Genomic DNA, 22,283 nt, shown 5'->3' with positions numbered 1-22,283 from the left:
GCCGTTGTCAAAGTAGTTGTCGCCTCGACAATTAAATTTCAGGCGGCTTTTCGCTCCTGGTAGCGGGGTTGTGGAATGACGCCATCGTCGTCGGCCCGATCCGGATTCAGATGCACGGCATGTATGCGCTTCCAGTTGCGGGCGGGGCCTTTCCAACGCAGCGGATTACGCTGCCGCGCAGTCTCGTAGAGCGCTGCACGTCGATCCAGGATGTCCTGATCGAGATTGGCATGACGCTGGGCTGGCGTCACGAACCGGATCGCGCTGTGACGATGTTCGTGGTTGTACCAGCGCACCAACCCGGCAACCCAGGTCCGCGCGGCGCACAGGGTATCGAACGCCTCCAGCGGATAAGCGGGTCGGTACTTCAGCGTTTTGAACAGCGATTCCGAATAGGGATTGTCGTTGCTCACGCCCGGACGACTCAATGACGGCATAACGCCCAGCGCCTGCAAGGTGGCCAGCATCGTGGCCCCCTTCATCGGACCACCGTTATCGGAATGCAGAATGACCTGGTTGGGCTGTATTGCTTCACGCGCACAGAGATCCTTGAGTACCTCGCTGGCCTGGGCGCTGCTCTCTTCGGCATAGACCTGCCAGCCGACGATCATGCGGTATAGGTAGTCTGTCCTGCGTTCGGTGATACTGGTCACAGCTGGCAGGTAGCTGCCAGCGAAGGCGGGACATGCACCCCGGGGCTACGAATAATTTTGCGCAACGTTCCGACGTTTATTTAGTCAGCTTCGAGTCCTGGGGTGCGCCTGCGTCCGATAACGAACACTCAGGGTTTGCCGTTGCCCCGGCTTGCTATATCGCCTTCGCTGAACGCAGGCATGCACGTCCCTTCACGTAATCTACCACTTGCGGAGGTCCACATGTCACCGCTACTGGAGCAGCCATTCACGGCCTGGGTCGGTATCGACTGGGCCGACACCAAGCACGATATCTGCGTGCAGGCGGCAGGCGACACCCGGCGCGAGTCCGGCTGTATTGCGCATCAGGTCGCGGCCATCGATGAATGGGCAAACACGCTGCACCGGCGCTTCGGCGGACCAATTGCAGTAGGCCTTGAACTGGCCAAGGGGCCGATCGTCGCCGCGCTGCAGAAGTATGACTTCCTCGTGCTGTTTCCCATCAACCCGGCGACCCTGGCCAGGTATCGCGAGGCGTTCCAGCCCAGTGGCGCCAAGAACGATCCGGGCGACGCGGAACTCGCGCTTGACCTTCTGCTGCACCATCCAGAGCGGTTTGGCCCCTTGAGGCCGCAGAGTGTCCCGATGCGGACGCTGGTGAGCCTGGTTGAGCGGCGCCGGCAGCTGGTTGGCGACCAGAACCGGCTGACCAACCGGCTGTGCGACATGCTCAAGCAGTATTACCCGCAGGCGCTGGAATGGTTCGATGACCGGGGCACGGTGCTGTTCTGCGACTTCCTTGAGCGCTGGCCGACGTTGCGCTCGGTCCGGCAGTCCCGAACGGCGGTGCTGGAGAGGTTCTTCCATGCACACCACTGCCGTAGCGCCAGCCGGATCAGCGCGCGCATCGAATCCATCCGGAGCGCGGCGGCGCTGACTGACGACCCTGCGATCATCGGTCCGTGCCGGCTGCACGTGCTGGCACTGGTGGCACAGCTGCGCGCCGTGCTGGCTGCAATCGTGCAGTTCGATCTGGAAATCGCGGCGGTGGCGCACACCCTGCCTGACTATGCGTTGTTCGAGGACCTGCCCGGCGCCGGGGCCTGCCTGGCCCCGCGCCTGCTGGCCGCCTTCGGTGAACAGCGCGAGCGGTTCAGGAGTGCTGATGAACTGCAAAAGTATGCGGGCATTGCCCCGGTGACCGAGCGCAGCGGGAAAAAGAGCTGGGTGCACTGGCGCCTGCAGTGTCCGAAATTCCTGCGCCAGACCTTCGTGGAATGGGCCGCCCAGACCATCACCCGGTCATTCTGGGCGGGCGCCTACTACCGGCAGCAGCGCGCGAAGGGCAGCTCGCACCACATCGCCGTGAGGGCCCTCGCATTCAAGTGGATCCGCATCCTGTATCGATGCTGGCAGACGCGCACGCCGTACAACGAGACCGTTTACCTCAACGCGCTCGCGAAACGCGGTTCGCCCCTTCTCGGCAAGCAGGGCGATTCGGTCAAGATGGGGTCTTGCTCTCCTATCTGATTGGGGCAAGCCGCGAAGCGGCGCGTCAGGCCGAAGGCGAAGCTCGCGGGGAGCCGGTGGGCAACGACGGAACCGCCGTCAGGCGGCCTGTCCACAGCCTCGTGCTGTGGGCAGCGCCGTTGTCCACGGGCGGGCGCGGGATGATCGTCATAGGGAGACGTAGATGTCGCACAGAAAACTTGACAGACTTACTCAGGGCATGACTAAACACGTCCATAAACAGATACAGATAGAAATACTGCCCACGAACCGCCGCCGGCAGGTAAGTGATATCCCAGCTGTAGAGCTGGTTCGGCGCGTCGGCACAGACCGCGCGTGGCTTGCTGCGCACGGTCGTCGGGCGTTCACTACGCCGGTGTGCGAGTTGCTTCTCCTCGCGCAGTACCCTGTAGAAGGTCGATTCCGAGGCGATGTAGCGTTGCTGGTCAGCCAGGCGTGGAACGATCTGGCTCGGCGGCAGATGACCGAATTCGGCTGAGTTCGCGACAGCCAGCAATTCGGCACGTTCGGCAGCGCTCAGCTTGTGAGGCGGCTCAAAGCAGCGTAACGAGCGCCCATCCACCGCGTCAGGCTCTGCGCCCTGCCAGCGCTGTACCGTCCGGGCGCTCAGCCCCAGCACCTCACACGCGCGTGCCTGGCGAGCACCGCCCATGGTCGCCTCGCTGATCAAACCAATCAATGTTTTGCGCTCTTCGAGGGCCGTCATTCGGCCTCGTCCCCGAACAGCGCACGATACTTTTTTTGCAGCACCAGCAGCGCCGCGGCTTCAGCCAGCGCTTTCTCCTTGCGGTTCAATTCGCGCTGCAGTTGCATATTGGCGTGCTTCAGTTCACGGACTGCCTGGGCGCTCTCGCGCCGGCTTCCTGTCCCGCCGGCGGCGCAGAAGTCCGCGCGCCATTGATCGAGATGATGGACAAACAGGCCCCGTTCACGACACCACGCGTTCAGGGCCTCCTCGACCAGCCCATGGCTCTGCTGCAAGGCCAGCAGGCGCTCTTCCAACGACCAGTCTTCCGGACGTTTTGCGTGTCCGGATCCATCGCCCCGGGTCGATGCAGCGGCACCTTTCATCCAGTTCTTCAAGGTCATTACGTTCATGTTCAATTCATCGGCCACGGATCCGATGGTGCGACTTCCGCGGTGAAAGACCTTCAATAGCGCCTGCTCTTTAAACTCGACAGAATACGTTTGTTTCAACTTCAACTTGCACCTCTGATCTCTTTAAATCAAGAAAATTCAGAGGCGACATCTATTGTGACGCAGGGGGGTTCCCGCACAAGGAGCGTCCGTACATGCCAGGGTCTTTGACCGCGCCGGGTCGTCGGGGCGCTTGCGATGGCGCGCCCCGCCGTGCTGCCTTCCGCCTCAAGGACGACGTCGGCACCTAGGATCTCATGGATATCGCGGCTCAATGGCTGGGCCTGCACGCTCCCCTGCCGACGCTTCGCCGACATCCTCGCGGACGCCTGCGCACGGCTCGGGGCCGATGTGGTTCGCTACATTTTCATCGTAATGGACTTTCACCATCTACTCCTTGCCGGTCTCCCGGCGCTCCCTTGATGCCATCGCCGACCAAAACCAGTCGGCCATTGACGCGTAGCGGGTCAGGGAACAGGCGCAGCGCCGTCTGGGTCCACAGCGCTGAAAGCTGATCGAGATGCACGGCGTCGCTATGCAGGCTGTCACGCAGCTTGTTGTACAGGGCTGGCCGCAGTTTGAGAGCCCGCACAATGCTGGTCACGCCCAGCAACTCGGTGCGCACAGTCAAGCCAGCGACGACAGTTGCGAACCACATGAAGCTGCGCAGGCGAGAAAACGCTGGGCGTAGCAGCCAGATCGCGTCCCACCAAACCGTCCAGAGTTTCACTGTTGTTCTCTATATTAGTTGGTACTACGAAGTATCGCATATGGTATGCAATATGAGCAGCACAAACGGCTCCTTCAAATCGAAACACTCATTGAGACGATCAAGGCGATGCTCGCCGCGATAGATGAAAGACGCGCGGGGTCACTCACTCACCCCCATTGCAAGACCCTCCCGAACCAGTTTGGGGCAGACTGACAGACGAGCGATACGCGGGACAGGAAGATCCGCACTGAGTCCTTCGTGGGCGATGCGCTGAGCGATGTGAGCCCCTGTTAGTCAACTACGAGAGCATCAAGGCATTGACTGAGGAATAGAGCAACGTGAGTTTGATCACTGCCGCCTGACGATGAATCTGGTGCACGAAGGCAACCGGCCACGCCGGATCGATCTCATCACCAGGAAATGGATCGGTGTTCAGATGAAAAGCGCCGAGGCCAGAGCGAGTCCGAGAAAAAACAAGCGAGAAGTCGGCACTCTCGAGCACAGCAGATGGGAATATAAATATCACGTGGTATTCATTCCGAAGTGCCGTAGAAAGGTGTTGTACGCGCAACTGAGGGAACATCTGGGCGAGATCTTTCGACGACTGGCTCAGCAAAAGGAGAGCCGGGTAGAAGAAGGGCCCCTGATGGCGGATCATGTTCATATGCTGTTGTCGATACCGCCAAAGTATGCGGTGTCACAGGTGGTCGGCTACATGAAGGGTAAGAGTGCGATTCACCTGGCTCGGGTGTATGGCGAGCGCAAGCAGAACTTCGTGGGTCAGCATTTCTGGGCGCGAGGGTATTTCGTGTCCACAGTGGGACGAGACGAGCAGCTGATTCGTGAGTACATCAAGCATCAGGAGCATGAAGATCAGCGGCTAGATCAGATGCGACTGTGGTGATAGGAGCGTGCCACCGATCGGTGGCGCAAGAACCGGGGCGCGTTAGCGCCACCGATTAGCCGCTTTGAGCGGCCCACAAATTAAAGCCACCGGCTTTGCCGGTGGATATTTACTGGTAACGCGCTCACGGTCGACGATAGCCAGCGGCCGGATCCGGTGTCGTCGGAGCGGCCGAGCCAGAATTCGGCCTCAGGATGCGCCGTTTTCGCGGCGTTGAGCATTCTTACGTGCCGCGACAGCACCGATACTGTTAGAGAACACACGCTCGTCGATCAGAAGGACGCGGGTTGTCAGGCGTGGCTTGAGCAGTGCCGCGGGGCACCGTGGCACTGGGCCACCGGCACCTGTTGCATGCGCGTGAAGCATGCGGTGCATCAGCCAGGCGACGTCGGCAGACGTTCCCGCTGGCGGCTCGCGTTTGAGCGCGGCATTAAGTGCCTCGACGAAGGCATCGGGTCCTGCGTCGGAGACGGGCGCGACGAACCAGGACATGAGCGGCGCCCCGAATCGAGTTTTCGACCACACTGGTCCCGGCCATGCGGCGTCGGTGGGAACGCCGCGCGCGCGCGAGGCGCAGCGCGAGGCGGCCCGCACGCCGGTCGATCCACGGGTTCTCCCAGCGACCAAGAAGCCAGCTCGTTAGCCGGTAGCCGCGTGTGATGCTGCGCAGATCGAGCACCGTACCCGGCCGGGGCGGGAGAAAAGCTGTCGGCTGGCCCATTCAACTAATCCAGCTGGTCGAGGAAGGCGTCGACGCGCTCAAAATGCTCAGCCCAGGTCGGCTCGCGAAATGTTTCGATGCGCTTGAGTTGCGCTGCGCGCTCTAGGCTGTCTGCACGAGCGTAGGCCTGAACGCGGACCATCCAGCCGGGGCCATCGAGCGGATCGAGATAGTCCGGGATGTCCGCGGCGATCTCGCGAAACACATCCAGGTCGCTTGCGAGTACCGGCACCTGCAACGCCAACGCTTCGGCGAGCGGCATCCCATAGCCTTCAACAAACGAAGGGAAGAGGAGCGCTTGCGCATGTTGCAGCCAGGCGTGTAGGCGTTCGTCGGAGCAATTCGCTTCTTCGATCACAATCCCGCGCAGATTTGCGCAGCGTTCCAGCATATCGACGACGTTCTCACACTCCCATCCGCGCCGGCCGACTATGACGAGCTTCGGCGCGGCCGCACCGAACTGTTCGACAAGGCGCCGCCAGACATGGAGAATGAACCAGTGGTTTTTGCGCGGCTCGATGGTGCCGAGCATCACGAAATACGGTGCGTCGAGTAGGCGAGGGTGGTGTGGTTGGGCTGTGACGCCCGAGGCCAGGTGAGCGACGACGCTGTGAGGCAGAGGCAGATTTGCGTTGCGCGCTTCAGCCTCGAGCGAGTCGAGCGTTGCTTGCGAATTAGCGATCAGACCGTCGGCGTGTTTGAGCGCCGTATGAATTCTTTGCCGATGAGTGTTGTCAACTTCGGGTCTGCAGTATTCAGCGTGGGTTAACGGAATCAGGTCATGCACCATGAAGACGGATTTAACCTGCCGCCGGGTCATTGCCTAGTAATAACGCGGATATTCCATTCCATTGTGACTCGTGTGCAACAGGATGCCATTTTGAAATCTTGCTTCGCGCGGGAAGTTTAGGCATGTCCGAGCAACCAGGCATCGAATTGCATTCCGTTTGCGAATGGATGACGTAATCCATGCAAAGGCTTACTGTGAGTCACTTTCCGTTAGGACAATGGAAAAACCCCGTCCGCTCAATACGGCACGGGCACGAGTGCCGTACCGTTGAATGTACGCAAGCCCGACACGGTCAACCCCTGTGGGCAGTAATCCATCAGAAAGGCGTGTGACGAGGCGCGTGACGTCGAGAAGAATGCTTGACACTAGAGTGCGAAATGTCTTTCTTGATACCCCCCGCGCAGACTTTCTTTGTTCGTGGAGGTATGTTTTTTAAAAACATGCAGTCTACCCGACAACATGCGACAATGTGCGCCGATTTCAACTAATTAACTCATGCATTCGATGTCGCATTTCTCCTGCAACGCGTTTTTGGCCGTACTTGTGTTAAGTGCTCTCTCGCTCGCTGGGTGTTCGACTATTCCCACCTCGGGGCCCAGTACTTCGCAAGTTGATCAAGCCTCAGGGCCATCAGGCATTCAGATTGTTGATGTGACGGAAGATGTCGCGACCAAGCTCTTTTCAGAGGGGCGCACTGCTGATTTCTCGATAGCGCTGGGCGACGGTACGAAGTTCCGGCAGCAGTTGGGTGTCGGCGACCAGATTGACGTGTCGATTTGGGAGGCGCCGCCAGCGGCCCTCTTCGGCGCCGCGCAAGTTGATGTCAAGGCTGGAGGCGGCAATGCAGGGGCGGCGACCGTGCTCCCAGAGCAGACCATCGACGGTGACGGTAACGTCAATGTTCCGTTTGCTGGTGAGGTCAAAGCGGCCGGGCGCACGCCGACCCAGTTAGAGCGCGATATCACTGAGCGGCTTAAGAACATTGCCCACGATCCGCAGGTGCTCGTGAAGCTCTCGCGTAACGAGACCTCGTATGTCACTGTGGTAGGGGATGTGACGAACAGTCAACGGATGCCGCTGACGGCTCGCGGAGAGCGCGTGCTCGATGCGCTTGCCGCTGCGGGTGGGGTGAAACAACCCGTCGACAAGATCACCATTCAGGTGACGCGTGGCGATACGGTTGCCTCGTTGCCGCTCCAGACGGTTATTCGCGACCCGCGTCAGAACGTCCCGCTGCATTCCGGGGACGTGGTGACCGCGTTGTTCCAGCCCTATAGTTTCACCGCTCTCGGTGCAACGGGTAAGAGCGATGAAATCAATTTCGAGGCGCAGGGGATTACGCTTGCGCAGGCGTTGGCGCGTGCGGGTGGTTTGCAGGATTCCCGCTCCGATGCACAGGGCGTGTTCATTTTTCGGTTTGAGGACGCAAAGGCCTTGCCATGGCCAACATCTCCGGTGCGCACCACCGCCGACGGTAAGGTGCCGGTGGTCTATCGTGTGAATCTTCGTGATCCGAATTCATTGTTCGTTGCGCAGAACTTCATGCTGGATAACAAGGATCTACTGTATGTGTCGAATGCGCCGATTGCCGAGTTGCAGAAATTCTTGAATGTGGTGTTCTCGGTGGCGTATCCGTTTATCTCTGGGGTCCAGACGTTTAGGTAAACGGTGGGTTTAATTCCATTTTGTAGGATCGGGATGGTGGGACGCGGCGTGACGATCGCGGTGGGCACCACCCATCTGGACCAATCTCATAGAAAGGATCGATATCCATGTGCGGCATTGTTGGCGCGGTTGCGCAACGTAATATCGTCTCCGTCCTGATCGAAGGACTGCGGCGCCTCGAATATCGCGGCTACGACTCATGCGGGGTCACCGTGCTGGGCGCCGAAGGCCCGCAGCGCGCACGTAGCGTCGAGCGTGTGGCGGATCTCGACGCCCAGGTGCGGGAAACGCATTTCGAAGGCGTCACGGGCATCGCGCACACGCGCTGGGCGACGCACGGCGCGCCGACCATCAACAACGCGCACCCGATTTTCTCGGGCAACTCGCTCGCGATCGTGCACAACGGCATCATCGAGAACTACCAGCCGCTGCGCGAGATGCTACGCGGCGAAGGATACGAGTTCGTGTCGCAGACCGACACCGAAGTGATCGCCCACTTGATTCACAGCCTGTACCAGGGCGACCTGTTAGCGGCGGTGCGTGAGGCGGTACGGCAACTGAGCGGCGCATATGCAATCGCGGTGACCCACAAGGACCAGCCGCACACGGTGGTCGGCGCACGCGCGGGCTCGCCGCTCGTGATCGGGCTCGGCGTCGGTGAGAACTTCCTCGCTTCCGACGCACTTGCGCTCGCCGGAAGCACCGAGCGCTTCATCTACCTCGAGGAGGGGGACGTGTGCGAGCTGACGGTCGAGGGCGTGCGCGTCGCCGATCGCGACGGAAGTGAAGCCGAACGTGAAGTGCGCGAGGTGCGGGCTTACGGCGGCGCGGTTGAGCTCGGCCCGTATCGCCACTACATGCAGAAGGAGATCTTCGAGCAGCCGCGCGCGATCTCGGACACGATTCCCGCCGCGAATGAGTTCAGGCCAGAGCTCTTCGGGGCGAATGCTGCGGGGGTGCTCGAAGGCATCGACAGCGTGCTGATCCTCGCCTGCGGCACGAGCTACTACGCGGGGCTCACGGCGAAGTACTGGCTCGAATCGATCGCGAAGATTCCGACCCAGGTAGAGATTGCGAGCGAGTACCGCTATCGCGACTCGGTGCCGAATCCGCGCGCGCTCGTGGTCGCGATTTCCCAGTCGGGCGAGACGGCCGACACGATCGCCGCGGTCAAGCATGCGGTGTCGCTCGGTATGCGGCATACGCTCGCGGTGTGCAACGTCGCCACGAGTGCGATGGTGCGCCTCACCGAACTGAAGTTCCTGACGCATGCGGGCGTCGAGATCGGTGTCGCGTCTACAAAGGCGTTTACGACCCAGCTGGTCGCGCTCTTTGTCCTCTCGGTCACGCTCGGCAAGCTGCGCGGACACGTGTCGCAGATGCAGGAAGCGAACTACCTAATGCAGCTGCGCCACCTGCCGGCGGCGCTCAACGGCGTGCTCGCGTTGGAGCCGCAGATCATTGCGTGGGCGAGCGAGTTCTCGCGCAAGGAGAATGCGCTGTTTCTCGGGCGCAGCCTGCATTATCCGATCGCCCTGGAGGGTGCGCTGAAACTCAAGGAGATCTCGTATATCCACGCCGAGGCTTATCCGGCGGGCGAACTCAAGCACGGGCCGCTCGCTCTCGTGACCGAGGCGATGCCGGTGGTCACGGTCGCACCGAACGATGCGTTGCTTGAAAAACTCAAGTCGAACATGCAGGAAGTGCGCGCGCGCCGTGGCGAGCTGTACGTGTTCGCAGACGCGGATACGCACATCGTGAGCGAAGACGGAATTCGCGTGATCCGGATGCCGGAGCACTACGGGCCGCTGTCGCCGATCTTGCACGTGGTGCCGCTGCAACTGCTCGCCTATCACACTGCCTGCGAGCGCGGCACGGACGTGGACAAGCCGCGCAATCTGGCGAAGTCGGTTACGGTGGAATGAGAAGGCGGCGTGATAGCCCGCTGTAGCATATTCAAATAGGTCCACTTAAACAGCAGTGAACAGCTTCACTTGATGCCCCGCTTATTACGCCAGAACACGCTTAGCGCGCTGTTCCACGTCTTCGGTTAATTAACTCGGGAAATCCCCCGGCTCTGCCGGGGAGGCAGTAAAAGTTTGACGTATACGGGAGCCGTCCATCGGTGAAACTCCCCTTTGTGAGCCGCCAAGCACACTAGAGGGAGAATCATGATGGACGACTTTGATAGCCTAAGCCACAGCAGATGGGAATATAAATATCACGTGGTATTCATTCCGAAGTGCCGTAGAAAGGTGTTGTACGCGCAACTGAGGGAACATCTGGGCGAGATCTTTCGACGACTGGCTCAGCAAAAGGAGAGCCGGGTAGAAGAAGGGCCCCTGATGGCGGATCATGTTCATATGCTGTTGTCGATACCGCCAAAGTATGCGGTGTCACAGGTGGTCGGCTACATGAAGGGTAAGAGTGCGATTCACCTGGCTCGGGTGTATGGCGAGCGCAAGCAGAACTACGTGGGTCAGCATTTCTGGGCGCGAGGGTATTTCGTGTCCACAGTGGGACGAGACGAGCAGCTGATTCGTGAGTACATCAAGCATCAGGAGCATGAAGATCAGCGGCTAGATCAGATGCGACTGTGGTGATAGGAGCGTGCCACCGATCGGTGGCGCAAGAACCGGGGCGCGTTAGCGCCACCGATTAGCCGCTTTGAGCGGCCCACAAATTAAAGCCACCGGCTTTGCCGGTGGATATTTACTAGCCACTCCACCGACAGGGCCGGATAGTCATCCGACCACTCCCTTGCTAGCAATTGAACCACCGCCCGCATCTCCTCGATGGCATCAGCCCGTTCTATCACCGCTTGCCCAGTCACCGCTAGTTTCTCGCCGACATGACGTCCATCCCGCTGTCACGCGGCGCGATTGCGGGCGAAGCACGGGGGGCGTCACAAGGAGAGGTAGTAGGCGTTGCCCTCGTCGACGTCATCGAAAACCGTCAGCTTGCCCTGATGGAGCACGGCGACCTTCTCACAGTGCTTCTTGATGAAGTCCGCGTTGTGAGAGACCATGATCATCGCCCGGTCTTTTCTGCGCGTAAAAAGCTCGTTTTCACACTTCTCGACAAATCGATAATCTCCAACTGCAACAACCTCGTCGATCAGATAGCAATCGAATTCCACCACCATGGAGATCGCGAACGCCAGGCGTGCACTCATCCCCGACGAGTAGCTTTTGATCGGTTCGCGAATATAAGGCCCCAGCTCGGCGAAATCCTCGACGAATGAAAAAGCCTTTTCGAAATCTACATTGTAGGCACGGCAGATAAGCTTCAGGTTGTCCCTTCCCGTGAGCGAGCTTTGAAATGCGTCGCCGAACGCCAGTGGCCATGAAACCGACATGTTCCGTGTTACGTAGCCGGAATTGGGGCGCTCCGCGCCGCTAATCAACCGTACCAGGGTGGATTTCCCGGCGCCATTGCGCCCGAGAATTCCCCATTTTTCCCCGCGCCTAATCCGGAAGTTGACATTTGACAACACCTCTCTGTGTTCACGGCCGTGGCGTAGCGGGTATTTTTTTACGACATTCTGGATATCAATCACGATGTCTCCATCCTTCGGATTGCAATCCTCATCAACGATAAAGCGAAAAACGTAAGAAACAGGTTTGCGACAACCGTATAAGGAAGATTGAAATAGGTCTTCATAGCGTCACCGTAATATCCATAGCGGAAATACTCGACGCAGTCCACTAATGGGAACAGCAGCAGATAGTCCCTCAGTCCGGCCGGAATTACCGCCGTCGGAATGAACGCGCCCGATACGGGGAGCATGAAATACAGGACCACGTGGGAAACTTTGTCGATAACCTCATTTATCTCCGACAAGGCGCCCATCACCAGCACGAAGCCGAACGAAAACCACGCGATCATCAACCAGCCAAAAATCATAGCCAGCAGATCCCTCGGAGGATGCGAAATGCCGAAGACCATGAACGCGACGAAGATAATGAGAAACGTCGTGGTTACGCTGGCGAATTCGAGAATGATGCGCGAGTAGAAAAAATCCACTGGCCGGATCGGCCGATGGTGAAGCAAGGGGCGGTTGACTTCGATTGCCTTGGTGACTCGCCCGGTGGTATTGCGCCACATCAAGATCGTAGGGTAACTGACGAGCGCGAACTCCGCCACACTGCCGGTCGATATGAACCGGTGCTCGAACACGCTCCAGAGCAACACGATGCCCAAGATGAACATTAATGGCTCGACAAAGAACCAGAGAATCCCGATGTTCTCTCTGCCGTATCGCGTCACGATCTCTCGGAGCACCAACGCCCAAAGGACACGCAATTGTGTCTCAAGGGCGTTTGCGAAATCCGATGATTTCAATTTTTTACCGGTCATGATGCTCTCTGACGCCCGCCAGCAAGATGCTCAGAATTCCCCATACAATCAGCCCCAAAATGAACACGCCGCCAATAATGCGCGGCCGCTTTGGCTCAGTCGCTTTGTCGGGCAAGCTCGGTTGCACGATATACTCGATATAAAGCTGCTTGCGCCGGGCTTCGTTCCTAGCTTGATCGAGCGTCGCCAACGCGCTCGCCAGCATTTTGTCGGTGAACTCCTTGTCCAACTCCAGGCGCTGAAACTTGACTGCCTTGTCCGCGAGAGAACGGTCCCCGCCCGCGACGCGCTGCGTCATGGTCTCGATTTCGCTTTCAAGCGCTTTCTCACGCACGCGTAATACGGGTAGTTGCGGATTGTCCTTGGCCAGTGTTTCGATTTGCAGAATTTGTGTGCGAGTCGAAATCAGATCATCCTGCATTTTCGCAATTTCCTGCAGCGGAATAGTGGACTGCTTTTCCGGGTCAATCACGTTATTCTGATTCCGATAGCTCGCCAGCGCTAGCGTCGCATCGTCCGAAGCCTGTTTCGCCTCGCGCACTTCTTCGAGCGCGTATCCGATCATATCCTGACGCGCGCGCTCGTTAAGCTTGTTGACCAGGTTCTCGGCGATCGACAGCAGCGTCGCATCGATTTCGTACGCGTCTTTCGCCGTGAAGGCCTCGGTCGTCAAGGTTGTAATGGATGATGTCGAATCTTGTTTGACATTTACCATTTTTTTATAATATTTGAAAAAATCCTCGTTGCTTCGGCTTTGCCCCAGGCTTGCAAAACGGCTGAAAATATCGACGTCGTCCTTAGAATATTTCTTCCTGATAGACAATTTGTCTTCGAGCTCGTTCAGAGCGTCACGAGACAGGATGAAATCCTGGACGCTAAAAGAATCATCGTCAGACTTCGAGATGCCCGCATCCTTAAAAATTGAGCCCAAGGGCGACGATGTCTGCTTGTCCGGCGTGCGAACGACGAAATGGGATTCGGAGACGTAGACATCGGATGCCCAGAACCCGAAATACACGAGTGCAATTGAGGTAGGAATGAACGTCGTAACGATGAAAAGCTTGTTACGAAATATTCCACGAATCCAGTCAGAAGCCACAGAAAAAATCTGATTCACGCTATCTTTCATATCTTGTCTTTACACCATGTGTTACTGGTAAATCCGCTTGAAATTCGCTACCCTGGCGACTTCATGATGTCGGGGTAGCGGATGAGGTGTGTCGTCGAACTGAATGAAGCCGAGGAGACAACGGCGCAACGGCTGTTGATCAATCACAGGCAGCGTGCCATGCGCACGCCGGGCCTGCTGGTGCACGGATGGAAAATCAAGCCCAAGCTCGCGCAAATATCCGCACTGCCGGCGGCCTCTATCCGTCGAGAAGTCCGAATTCATGACCGCTGCTTTCCCAAGAGCAGCAGGTTCTTGAACCGCGTTGTGCGCTGCGACTGCGCGCGATGCGGAATCCAGGTTCCCCACTTCTCCTCGTAAATTTCCTTATTCCTGGCGAAGAGTTGCCTTCGCGCTTTCGTGTCCATTTTCATGAACGACGCCGATAAATGGTGGTGAACAAACACGTCACGCGCACACACAACACGCAATCCAATCTGCTGAACGCGCCTGTTGTAGTCGTCATCCTCGAAGAACCCCAACCCGAAGGCCTCGTCCAGTGCGCCGACCCTTTCATATACGCTGCGCCTCAACATCACGCAAAAGAACGCGAGGGTGCGCAAATCGAAAAGCTGCCCCATGTGCTTGCCGGTGTAATCAGCGGCCGCGCGATGCATGTCGTCGAAGTCCTTGTATGCCACATCCACTTTGGCCTCGTTCCCGATGTTATTCGTCACCGGCCCCAATAGCCCAATATCGGGATGCCTCCTGAGGTGTTGAAACATCGTCCGTAGCCAGCCGGATGTTACTACCGTGTCGTTATTGAGCAAGGCAATATAGTCGCCCTTGGCGACAGCCATGCCCTGGTTGTTGGCTGCTGCGAATCCGGTGTTTTCATCGTTCAGGATGACAGTCCGGCCTGGCCCGGATTTCTCCCAATTGGCCAGATAATCCTGTGACCCGTCGGTCGATGCGTTGTCAACAACAATGATTTCGAGGTTCGAATAATCACTACGGACGACTACGCTTTCGAGACATCGCCTGGTGAAATCGAGATTGTTGAACGTCACGATCACGACACTCACTAGCGGTTCATCCAACCGCTGGACAAGATCGATCAGATCCGCCACGCGATGTTGCCACGTCTGGCGCTTTGCGAACTGCTTGCGTGACGCTACCGTCTCGTCGGATTGGTGAGCTGCAAACGTATCGGCGATCCTCGCTATGAATTCTTCCGTCGTCTTGCCGATATGAACAAGGTTGGAAAACTCGGCAATTTCCGGCAAATCGACCGAGACCACCGGTTTTCCTGCGCTGAGATATTCGTATACCTTGACCGGGTTGGTCGCAAGCGTGAGAGGAATGACTTTGAATGGAACCAGACACACGCTGAAAGCGTGGAGATAATAGGGCAGGCGGCCGTATTCGACCTCGCCGACGAATCGGATGTTGGTGTGGCGCTTGAGTTTGCCGCGCGCGCCGATCGTATCGGCACCGACAAGTAGCACCGTGCAGTGCGCGAAATGCTCTGCCACGGCCGCGATTAGATCGAGATCCAGCCAATTCGCTATCGCCCCGTAATAGCCAATGATGGGGCGCCCATCGGGATCTCGATAAATATCACCGAAGGTCTTGCTGAAAAACTCGTAGTCGGCGGCGTTACGGATCACCGCGACCTGATCCGTGCGTGCAGACGCGATTTCCTTCAATTTGGTGGACGTGACGACCGTCATGTCCGCATGCTTGAAGAGCTCCTCCTCGAGCCCCAGGACTTCAGCAGAATTGTTGCCAAATCCGGCGTGATCATCAATGCAATCATAGATGACACGGTTATTCGGCATCGAAGACGCGATTTGATACCAGAATGGATGCTGAACGATCGAAACGACTTTGGTCGACTTCGACCAGCTCAACAGTTTCCCAATATCCTGGCACAGCTGCGAAGCAGCCTTCTGGCCCGGCGTCGAAAAGTAGATGATTTGCGGATTCCGCAAAAACAGCTTGACCTGGTATAAATTTCCGCGGCCGTTCAAATCCTCTGCGACAAACCCTGCTCGGTGGTCGGCCTGAAAATTCGACGATATGTAAAATACGCGGCGGCCGCTTGCGGCAAGCGCACTCGCAATTTGTTGCGGCCTTTGATGCCGGAACTTCCAATCGATCACGCCCCAAATGATGTAGTCCGGTGAGGCGCCATCCCGGGCGATCGGGGCAGGCGCGTTGCTCCGGAATGGAATGGCCGCAAGTGCATATTTCCGCGCACTAACGTACGGCTTGGTGACCAGTCTCTTCTTGAGAAAGCGAAAAGCGATTGCCAGCCCATCCCTTAGCGTCTGTCGCTGCCGTGACATACCATCCAAAAATCGAGTTATCTTGTTCATGCAGTAGGTCTTCGGTCTGACGTTGCCGGGGCTCGTTCAATCCCCTTAGGCTCATGGAGTCGCGTGGCGTTTCTGACTGCCCGCAAGTCGTGTTTCACCATGCAGCCTGACCTGGGTTGCTCAAGCGAAAAGTCCGAACCCGATTGACGGAAAACCGCCTGGATCGCGAGAGGCGAGCGCTCCTTATATCGAGCGCAATACAGAGTCGGCTTCTTGTCCGTCGCTGCGCTCCCGCAATCACCGAGTAACCCATCAATTAGCCCCTACGACACCGACGATCGCCAAGCGGGCGAAGCGCGCCGCGCACGCACCGTCTCCGGCACGTCCACGCGTTGCTCTTTGGTTCTGACCGCCGGGCGGAGGTCATGCCGGCATTACTTCTGCGCTGCTCTCAGCCGTCACGAAATGCTCGCGTAGGATCTGCGTGATCCGGGCTGAACTCTGCCCGTCACCATAGGGTGAAACGCCCTTAGCCATCCGGGCATAGGCCGCCGGATCATCGAGCAGCTCTTGCGCGGCGCTCACAATCGCCTCGTAGTCCGTTCCGATCAACCGTACGACACCTTGCTCGACTGCCTCGGGGCGCTCGGTTTCTTCCCGCAAGACGAGGACGGGCTTGCCCAGTGCGGGCGCTTCCTCTTGAACGCCACCCGAATCACTGATGATGAAATGAGCTCGCTTCATCGAAGCGATGAAGGGTGCGTAGTCCAATGGTTCGCAGAGCGTCACGTTGCTCAATCCGCTAAGCATGTCATGTGCGACGTTCCTGACATTCGGATTGGGATGGACGGGGTAGAGGATCAACACATCCGGGTTGCGTTCCGCAACCGTGCGCAGCGCTCGGCAAATCGAATTGAAAGGCGCGCCGAAGTTCTCCCGGCGGTGCGACGTAACGAGGATCATCCGTTTGCCCACATCGGCGGCGATTGGCAGATCCGATGCCTGAGACGCCGTCATCAGCAAAGCGTCGATTACGGTGTTGCCTGTGACGTACACGTCGCTGCTTGTGATCCGTTCGTTGGCCAGGTTGCGGCGTGAACTTTCTGTCGGGGCAAAGTGCCATTTTGCGAGCCGACCTGCGATGACGCGATTGCCCTCTTCAGGAAACGGACTGCGAAGATCGCCAGTGCGCAGCCCCGCCTCGACGTGGCCGAACGGGACGTTGTGATAGAAGCAGGCCAGGGCAACCGCCAGCACGGTGGTGGTATCGCCCTGTGCGAGCACAGCCGCCGGCTTTTCCGCGAGGAAGACCTCGTTTAACTCGACCAGCAAACGCGCGGTCAGCTCCGTGAGCGACTGATTCGGGCGCATGATGTTCAGATCGATATCTGGCACGATCTTGAAGTGATCTAAAACCTGATCTAGCATGCCCCGATGCTGAGCTGTAGCCAGGACCTTCACGTCAGCCCATTGCTCTGCTTGAAGCGCCAGGATCACCGGCGCCATCTTGATCGCTTCCGGACGGGTACCTACTACACAGATAATCTTCTTTTTCATTGCTTAGCACCAAGAAATTCAAAAACTTCTTCCATTGCGCGCGCGCGCTCCATCCAGGAATTCTGATCGGCAAGCTCGGACAACCGAGCCTTGAACGCCTTATCGTCCTTCACTCGGAATGCCTTGTCGATTTCGGCGCTGAGACTGCGCGCAGAGTCGCCGGCGAACACTTCCGGGAAGGACACGCACTCTGCCATATCCGACGTAGTGACGACAGGCTTCTCGAGTGCGAAATACTCGAACAGCTTGAGCGGCGAGGTGGTCTTCGCAATTTCGCCCGGCGCGAAAGGGATGAAGCACACGTCAAATTGCCGGGCGTAAGCCGGCAAGATCTTATAGTCGATCGCTCCCAAATAGAGAACATTGTCGCGTACGGGCAGCTTATTCACGCCACCGTAGTAATCCGGGCCAATGAAGACGAAACCTAAATCGGGCCGCGCTGCGGTCAGCTTTTCGATGGCCTCGTACCACAACCACGGAGCGATAGCGCCGAAATAGCCGACGATCTTCTTATATTTCATTCTGAATTGAACAAACGATTCAGGCAACACGGTTGTCTGATGTACCGGATTCCGATAGTGACCCGTGTCCACGCCATTTTGCGCAAGGATCACCCGATCGGCACCCACTGCCTCAATGGCCTCTTGCTCCAGCTTCTTCGCCGAAGCCACAACAAAGTGCACGCCACCTGAAAAAGCGTAGTCCTTTACGGACACGAGTCGGCGGATGTTGTCAGCGCTGCCGCTGATCATCGGGTCGATGTGATCGATGTATTCGTAAACAACCGCGCCTTTTTGTGCGGCCGCCTGAATTATCTCTGGGGTATTTGCATATGCCGTACTGTAGAACGAGTACACCGCATTCTCGATCGAACTCGCTTCCGCGCAATTTGTGACCCAAACGTTCTTTTCAACCTGACGGCAACCGTTTACGTTGTCGCCACCCCAGTTGCCCGTCCTGAAAATGACGAGATAGCCAAGTCGACCAAAGGCGGTTGCGATATGCTGCGGCCGCTGATAAAGCGGGACATTCCAGTCGATTACCAGCTCTTGAATGAAGATGCCTTTGTATTCATCGCGGCGGGACAAGATCTGAGTCTGGAACTGGGTCCAGGAAAGATCGGTGTTGTGGGCGAACTGATCCAGCCGGCTGGTGACCTCAGCCAGTATCTGTTTTGTCCCCGCCAGTTCCGCGTCCTTTGATGCGAGTTGCTGCTGCAGGTCGGCGATCACGCCGGCGCTGCCTTCAATGTGGCGGCTTTTCTCGGCGATCTCGCGCTCGAGATGCGGCACATACCGGGTGTTCGCCTGGCGGATCTCGAACAAGCTTTGTTCGATAGCCCGCACCTTGTAATGCGTTCTTTCGGTGCGCGGCGCCAGCCAACCGAGCAGAGGAACCCGGCTCCACTTTGTGCGGAGAATCGTTTCGTTAAGGCGTGGAAGAATGCGTCGCGCTGACTTCGCTTCGTCTGATGCACGGATTTGCGACAGGATCTCGACCTTGCTCACGCCCGTCTGAAGCCTGGAAATATAATATGACATCCCGGCGTGATCCGGCTCACGATCAAGAATCGTGCGGTACGCAGCATCGATAAACTTAGCTCCTTGAAGAGCCAGCAAGCCGTCGACAGTTTTTATTTCGCTATTTTCTAGAACTACACTCCGTAGACTCATTTCCTCGGTGTTCCTTTCTCTCAGGCAATTAGTGGTACATTTATATTCAACGCCATCACTATCTGGTGCTGGGCTTTGGTTGTTGCTTGGGGCGAGTGCCAGCTCCATGGCATGCAGCCTAGGAAGAGACTGCCGCATTCGACGTGAAAAAAAGCTGAGCAGGCGAAAAACCGAACTGGTCTCGACCGCACATCGCCATTGATCCAGCAACCTCAAATAAGAGGCTAGCGCGTGAAGGGTCTTGTCTTTCTGAGCGATCAGCGCATTTAATTCGCGCTCGCGGGCTCCGTACATTTCGACCGCACCCGACTCACGCGCCTTGAACGCCGCTAGCCTCTCGCGAGCTTCGTCCTGCTGAATTCTCAATAAATTCTGCCACTCGTTGTTGGCTCGGTTCGACTCTTCCTGTATTGATATCAAGCTCGCGACCAATTCGCGCTCGCGCTGCGCGTGCTCGTCTTCCAGTTCCAGTAGCTGTCTTGCGAAAGACTCGCTTTGCTCGACCCGCTGCTTTTCTGCAGACAGATGGATGAGCTCGATGTTCTTCGTATGCGCCTGTGTCTGCTCGCGCCGCTGCTGTTCCGCTAACTCGTGCAATTCTGATGCCAAGCTCCCAGCCAGTTCGCGATTGCTCTCTGCGTGCACGTACTCCAACTCCAGTAGCTCTCTAGCGAAGAACTCGCTTTGCTCGACCCTCTGCTTTTCTGCCGACCGTTGGATCAGCTCGATGTTCTTCGTATGCGCCTGTGTCTGCTCGCGCTGCTGCTGTTCCGTTGAATCGCGCAATTCTGCGATTTTCCTTTCGAAAATCTCTGCCTGCGCATTCTTTTCATCCGCCAACGACGAATACCGCTGTTGCAATTGGATGAGCTTGCTGTGCGCCGCTTCATTCTTGGCGGCGAACAGGAAATCCTGCTCACGGAGTTTGCTGAACCACTTTTGGCCGCTCGAACGCAATTCGTTTTGTGCTTTCGACAACTCGGATTGCGCCGCGAGGATTTGCGTACCGTATTTTTCCGTTAGCTCGTGCTCTCGACGGGCAAGCGCGTCAATCCGCTCGGCATGTTCACGCTCCGCCGAGATATTCCTCTGATGAAGGTCGCCGAGATTCGACAACGCAGATCGGATTTCTTCCAGATAGCGCCGTTCCTCTTCCAAATAGCGCTGCTCTTTGTCACCGGATTTTCCGTCCAGCTCCGTGATCGTCGTTTTGAGCGATGCGATCTCCGCATCTTTCGAATCGCACTCCGTGGAGCTTTCGTTGAGCGTCAACTTCAGCGCGTCGCCCCACTCCGAGTCGATGTACACTAGAACAATCTGTTCCCCCGGCCAGTGGGAATTTGAAATCTTCGTGCAATCGATGACCTTGGAGAAGACGAGCCGGAATCTGTCGGCAACGGCTATCGGTATATTGTTGGGTGTGAATGTGAAAAAGTGCTCCGAGTGTCGCGACACCTCGCGATACGGCAGCACAAGAATGATGGCTCGCTTTGCGCGCTGGCAAAGCACCCCTAGCACTTTCTGCGGATCGTGAAAGTGCTCCATTACGTTCGAGGAATAAACCACGTCGAACTGCTGGCCATCCGCCCCGTCGGCAAGCCAATTCTCCGCCAGAAACTGGACTTCCGGATATCGGTTCTTCGCGGTGTTGATCGCCACGGTTGAGAAGTCGACTCCGGTAATCTGCGCGACGGGCGCATAAGCCGCCCATACGTCCGTACCGTCCCCCTCGCCACAACCCCAGTCCGCGATCGTCAGACGGTTCCGTCGTATCTCTCCGACGACCCATTCCGGCAGTACGCGCAGCGCTATGTTCGAAAAAAAACGCGACTGGGCTGGCCCCCCGCTAGCCTGCCAGTTCCCGGCAAATCGGGCCTCCCAATAAGCATTTGAGTTAATTTCGGTCACTGCCGCTCCCTTAAGGCGCCGTACTGCGCTCTGGTTTCGTTACTTTGTGTTAAATACCCGCGTGTCGTATCTCGTACTTACATCGGCGCAAGATGCATCACACACGAAAAGTGGATGGTGGCATTATTCATTTCAGGTTAAGTCTGCAAATCGATATCGAGGGGCACGTCAAGGTGACCTGAGCCGGTCCCGCTACCTTGTCAATCAATCGCATTCGAGCCGCGGGAGAGGACATCAATTTTTTCTGAATTATCAATCTAGTTCAGCACCGGATTTAATGGCGGTTGTTCCGTAAAATCAATGCGAACCTTGCCTAAATTCGAACGAACTTCCGATAAAATCGGTAAAGCTCGGCGTCCATTTCGACAAATTGTTCCGGTATGGCCTCGCTTGGGAACGCATCTCCTTCGGCGTAATCTCCACGATTCTCCTTTAGGGTTTCGATCTCGAAGCCCAGCAAATCGCCTAGCCGGCGCGCGTCAGATTCGTAGTTGTCGACATCCCCGATGAAATCCAGGCGCATTAAGTTCTCTTTCGCCAAATCAAGGTCGCGCTCCGTCAGAGCACCCAGTGGGACGTAATTCCAGCGACCCGACAAATAACGGACGAGGCAGTTATCGAAGTATAGGAGTTCGTTCGCGTTGATAAATTCCCGCACTGAATCAGCGTTAAGTGCTTCCGGCAGAGCGGGGGCATCAGTACTGCTGAGGTCGGAAAAAAATCTCAAATCATAATGGAGTTGCGAGACGAAGCGCTTCCGCGGCTCCCGCAAGAACGTGAACTCGAACGACTCGCGTCCGCCGAGAATGTGGCGATTAAATCCGTAAGCGAAGTGTCCGATGACACAGTCCACGTCGTCTGGGTGATGACCGTATTTAATTCCGTCGGGGGGGTAGTGTGTGACGATTGCGTTGTAGTGCTTGCTCAAGGCCGCACCAAGTGACGTTCCCGCTGTTTTGGGGATGTGAATGAAGACGGCCGGCATCACTTTCATAACGATTTCAATTGCGATCTTTCGGTGGACATGCTTCAGTAGCGAGCGTACGAGCGCTCGCTACTGCTGTCCTGCATTGTCGGATGGTGACCCGAGCCACTACGGATCTTGTTCACGTTCGCCCAAATTCTTAATACTAGGGGTCTGTCGGAGTCTCGCCTTGCTGAGGGTGCTTGCCCATGCTTTGAGCGCACCTCGCGTGCTGCCAAGCGATTAAAGTGACCCGCGCAAGAGCCAAAGTGTTTGATGAATCTATAGCGGGCCTCAATGAT

The 22,283-nt window shown here is 57.3% G+C and carries 16 protein-coding genes and 2 pseudogenes; 5 read left to right on the top strand and 13 right to left on the bottom strand.

Features of this window, described 5'->3' with window-relative positions; genetic code table 11:
- Nucleotides 1-38 precede the first annotated feature (38 nt).
- Nucleotides 39-626 (bottom strand): annotated as a pseudogene (locus tag P0D84_RS30810) (transposase); the annotation flags it as partial.
- A 249-nt stretch (nt 627-875) separates the two neighbouring features.
- Here P0D84_RS30810 and P0D84_RS30805 point away from each other — a divergent pair.
- Nucleotides 876-2,162: an IS110 family RNA-guided transposase gene (locus tag P0D84_RS30805; RefSeq protein ID WP_408342875.1), complete on the top strand. Its 1,287-nt coding sequence runs from the start codon at nt 876-878 to the stop codon at nt 2,160-2,162.
- 25 nt (nt 2,163-2,187) lie between these two features.
- Here P0D84_RS30805 and P0D84_RS30800 read toward each other — a convergent pair whose 3' ends face one another.
- The 3 genes from P0D84_RS30800 to P0D84_RS30790 form a co-directional block, all read right to left on the bottom strand.
- A complete protein-coding gene (locus P0D84_RS30800; RefSeq protein ID WP_408342873.1) occupies nt 2,188-2,868 on the bottom strand; it encodes a helix-turn-helix domain-containing protein in 681 nt (226 codons plus the stop codon).
- On the bottom strand, nt 2,865-3,359 hold the full coding sequence (locus P0D84_RS30795) for a transposase (RefSeq protein WP_408342871.1): 495 nt from the start codon (nt 3,357-3,359) through the stop codon (nt 2,865-2,867). The genes P0D84_RS30800 and P0D84_RS30795 overlap by 4 nt, the downstream gene beginning before the upstream one ends.
- Before the next feature lie 307 nt (nt 3,360-3,666).
- Nucleotides 3,667-4,029: a hypothetical protein gene (locus P0D84_RS30790; protein WP_408342869.1), complete on the bottom strand. Its 363-nt coding sequence runs from the start codon at nt 4,027-4,029 to the stop codon at nt 3,667-3,669.
- 517 nt (nt 4,030-4,546) lie between these two features.
- Here P0D84_RS30790 and tnpA (P0D84_RS30785) point away from each other — a divergent pair.
- Nucleotides 4,547-4,915: an IS200/IS605 family transposase gene (tnpA, locus tag P0D84_RS30785; protein WP_408346173.1), complete on the top strand. Its 369-nt coding sequence runs from the start codon at nt 4,547-4,549 to the stop codon at nt 4,913-4,915.
- A 189-nt stretch (nt 4,916-5,104) separates the two neighbouring features.
- On the opposite strand, the gene P0D84_RS30780 is transcribed toward tnpA (P0D84_RS30785), so the two are convergent.
- The gene (locus tag P0D84_RS30780) at nt 5,105-5,407 is read right to left on the bottom strand and encodes a hypothetical protein (RefSeq protein WP_408342867.1); all 303 of its coding nucleotides are present in this window, start codon (nt 5,405-5,407) and stop codon (nt 5,105-5,107) included.
- A 233-nt stretch (nt 5,408-5,640) separates the two neighbouring features.
- Nucleotides 5,641-6,792, bottom strand: a pseudogene (locus P0D84_RS30775) (glycosyltransferase family 4 protein).
- Nucleotides 6,793-6,930: 138 nt separating this feature from the next.
- Between P0D84_RS30775 and P0D84_RS30770 the strand changes: the two are divergent.
- From P0D84_RS30770 to tnpA (P0D84_RS30760), 3 genes are all read left to right on the top strand, one after another.
- The gene (locus P0D84_RS30770; RefSeq protein WP_408346170.1) at nt 6,931-8,091 is read left to right on the top strand and encodes a polysaccharide biosynthesis/export family protein; all 1,161 of its coding nucleotides are present in this window, start codon (nt 6,931-6,933) and stop codon (nt 8,089-8,091) included.
- 107 nt (nt 8,092-8,198) lie between these two features.
- Entirely contained in the window at nt 8,199-10,016 is a 1,818-nt protein-coding gene (glmS, locus tag P0D84_RS30765) for a glutamine--fructose-6-phosphate transaminase (isomerizing) (RefSeq protein ID WP_408342865.1), read from the top strand.
- Between the two features lie 249 nt (nt 10,017-10,265).
- Nucleotides 10,266-10,694: an IS200/IS605 family transposase gene (gene tnpA, locus P0D84_RS30760; protein ID WP_408342863.1), complete on the top strand. Its 429-nt coding sequence runs from the start codon at nt 10,266-10,268 to the stop codon at nt 10,692-10,694.
- A 302-nt stretch (nt 10,695-10,996) separates the two neighbouring features.
- Here tnpA (P0D84_RS30760) and P0D84_RS30755 read toward each other — a convergent pair whose 3' ends face one another.
- The 7 genes from P0D84_RS30755 to P0D84_RS30725 form a co-directional block, all read right to left on the bottom strand.
- Nucleotides 10,997-11,650, bottom strand: coding sequence for an ABC transporter ATP-binding protein (locus P0D84_RS30755; RefSeq protein WP_408342861.1), 654 nt, complete (start codon nt 11,648-11,650; stop codon nt 10,997-10,999).
- Nucleotides 11,647-12,450, bottom strand: a complete 804-nt coding sequence (locus P0D84_RS30750; protein ID WP_408342859.1) for an ABC transporter permease — start codon at nt 12,448-12,450, stop codon at nt 11,647-11,649. Before P0D84_RS30750 ends, P0D84_RS30755 begins: the two co-directional genes overlap by 4 nt.
- Entirely contained in the window at nt 12,440-13,567 is a 1,128-nt protein-coding gene (locus tag P0D84_RS30745; protein WP_408342857.1) for a KpsE/RkpR family capsule polysaccharide export protein, read from the bottom strand. The genes P0D84_RS30750 and P0D84_RS30745 overlap by 11 nt, the downstream gene beginning before the upstream one ends.
- A 272-nt stretch (nt 13,568-13,839) precedes the next feature.
- A complete protein-coding gene (locus tag P0D84_RS30740; protein ID WP_408342855.1) occupies nt 13,840-15,939 on the bottom strand; it encodes a glycosyltransferase in 2,100 nt (699 codons plus the stop codon).
- Nucleotides 15,940-16,302: 363 nt separating this feature from the next.
- Nucleotides 16,303-17,436: a non-hydrolyzing UDP-N-acetylglucosamine 2-epimerase gene (wecB, locus tag P0D84_RS30735; protein WP_408342853.1), complete on the bottom strand. Its 1,134-nt coding sequence runs from the start codon at nt 17,434-17,436 to the stop codon at nt 16,303-16,305.
- Nucleotides 17,433-21,017: a methyltransferase domain-containing protein gene (locus P0D84_RS30730; protein ID WP_408342851.1), complete on the bottom strand. Its 3,585-nt coding sequence runs from the start codon at nt 21,015-21,017 to the stop codon at nt 17,433-17,435. Before P0D84_RS30730 ends, wecB begins: the two co-directional genes overlap by 4 nt.
- A 313-nt stretch (nt 21,018-21,330) precedes the next feature.
- The gene (locus tag P0D84_RS30725) at nt 21,331-22,011 is read right to left on the bottom strand and encodes a sulfotransferase family 2 domain-containing protein (protein ID WP_408342849.1); all 681 of its coding nucleotides are present in this window, start codon (nt 22,009-22,011) and stop codon (nt 21,331-21,333) included.
- Nucleotides 22,012-22,283: the final 272 nt, after the last annotated feature.

This window comes from Paraburkholderia sp. RL17-337-BIB-A (genome assembly GCF_046025895.1).
GTDB lineage: Bacteria > Pseudomonadota > Gammaproteobacteria > Burkholderiales > Burkholderiaceae > Paraburkholderia > Paraburkholderia fungorum_C.
This window is presented reverse-complemented; position numbering and strand designations above follow the sequence as displayed.

What these genes read in the sequence shown, in the direction of transcription:
- wecB (WP_408342853.1), bottom strand. Translation starts at nt 17,436, where the DNA reads ATGAAAAAGAAGATTATCTGTGTAGTAGGTACCCGTCCGGAAGCGATC.
- P0D84_RS30740 (WP_408342855.1), bottom strand. Translation starts at nt 15,939, where the DNA reads ATGAACAAGATAACTCGATTTTTGGATGGTATGTCACGGCAGCGACAG.
- P0D84_RS30800 (WP_408342873.1), bottom strand. Translation starts at nt 2,868, where the DNA reads ATGACGGCCCTCGAAGAGCGCAAAACATTGATTGGTTTGATCAGCGAG.
- tnpA (WP_408342863.1), top strand. Translation starts at nt 10,266, where the DNA reads ATGGACGACTTTGATAGCCTAAGCCACAGCAGATGGGAATATAAATAT.
- P0D84_RS30770 (WP_408346170.1), top strand. Translation starts at nt 6,931, where the DNA reads ATGTCGCATTTCTCCTGCAACGCGTTTTTGGCCGTACTTGTGTTAAGT.
- P0D84_RS30750 (WP_408342859.1), bottom strand. Translation starts at nt 12,450, where the DNA reads ATGACCGGTAAAAAATTGAAATCATCGGATTTCGCAAACGCCCTTGAG.
- P0D84_RS30780 (WP_408342867.1), bottom strand. Translation starts at nt 5,407, where the DNA reads ATGTCCTGGTTCGTCGCGCCCGTCTCCGACGCAGGACCCGATGCCTTC.
- P0D84_RS30805 (WP_408342875.1), top strand. Translation starts at nt 876, where the DNA reads ATGTCACCGCTACTGGAGCAGCCATTCACGGCCTGGGTCGGTATCGAC.
- P0D84_RS30725 (WP_408342849.1), bottom strand. Translation starts at nt 22,011, where the DNA reads ATGAAAGTGATGCCGGCCGTCTTCATTCACATCCCCAAAACAGCGGGA.
- glmS (WP_408342865.1), top strand. Translation starts at nt 8,199, where the DNA reads ATGTGCGGCATTGTTGGCGCGGTTGCGCAACGTAATATCGTCTCCGTC.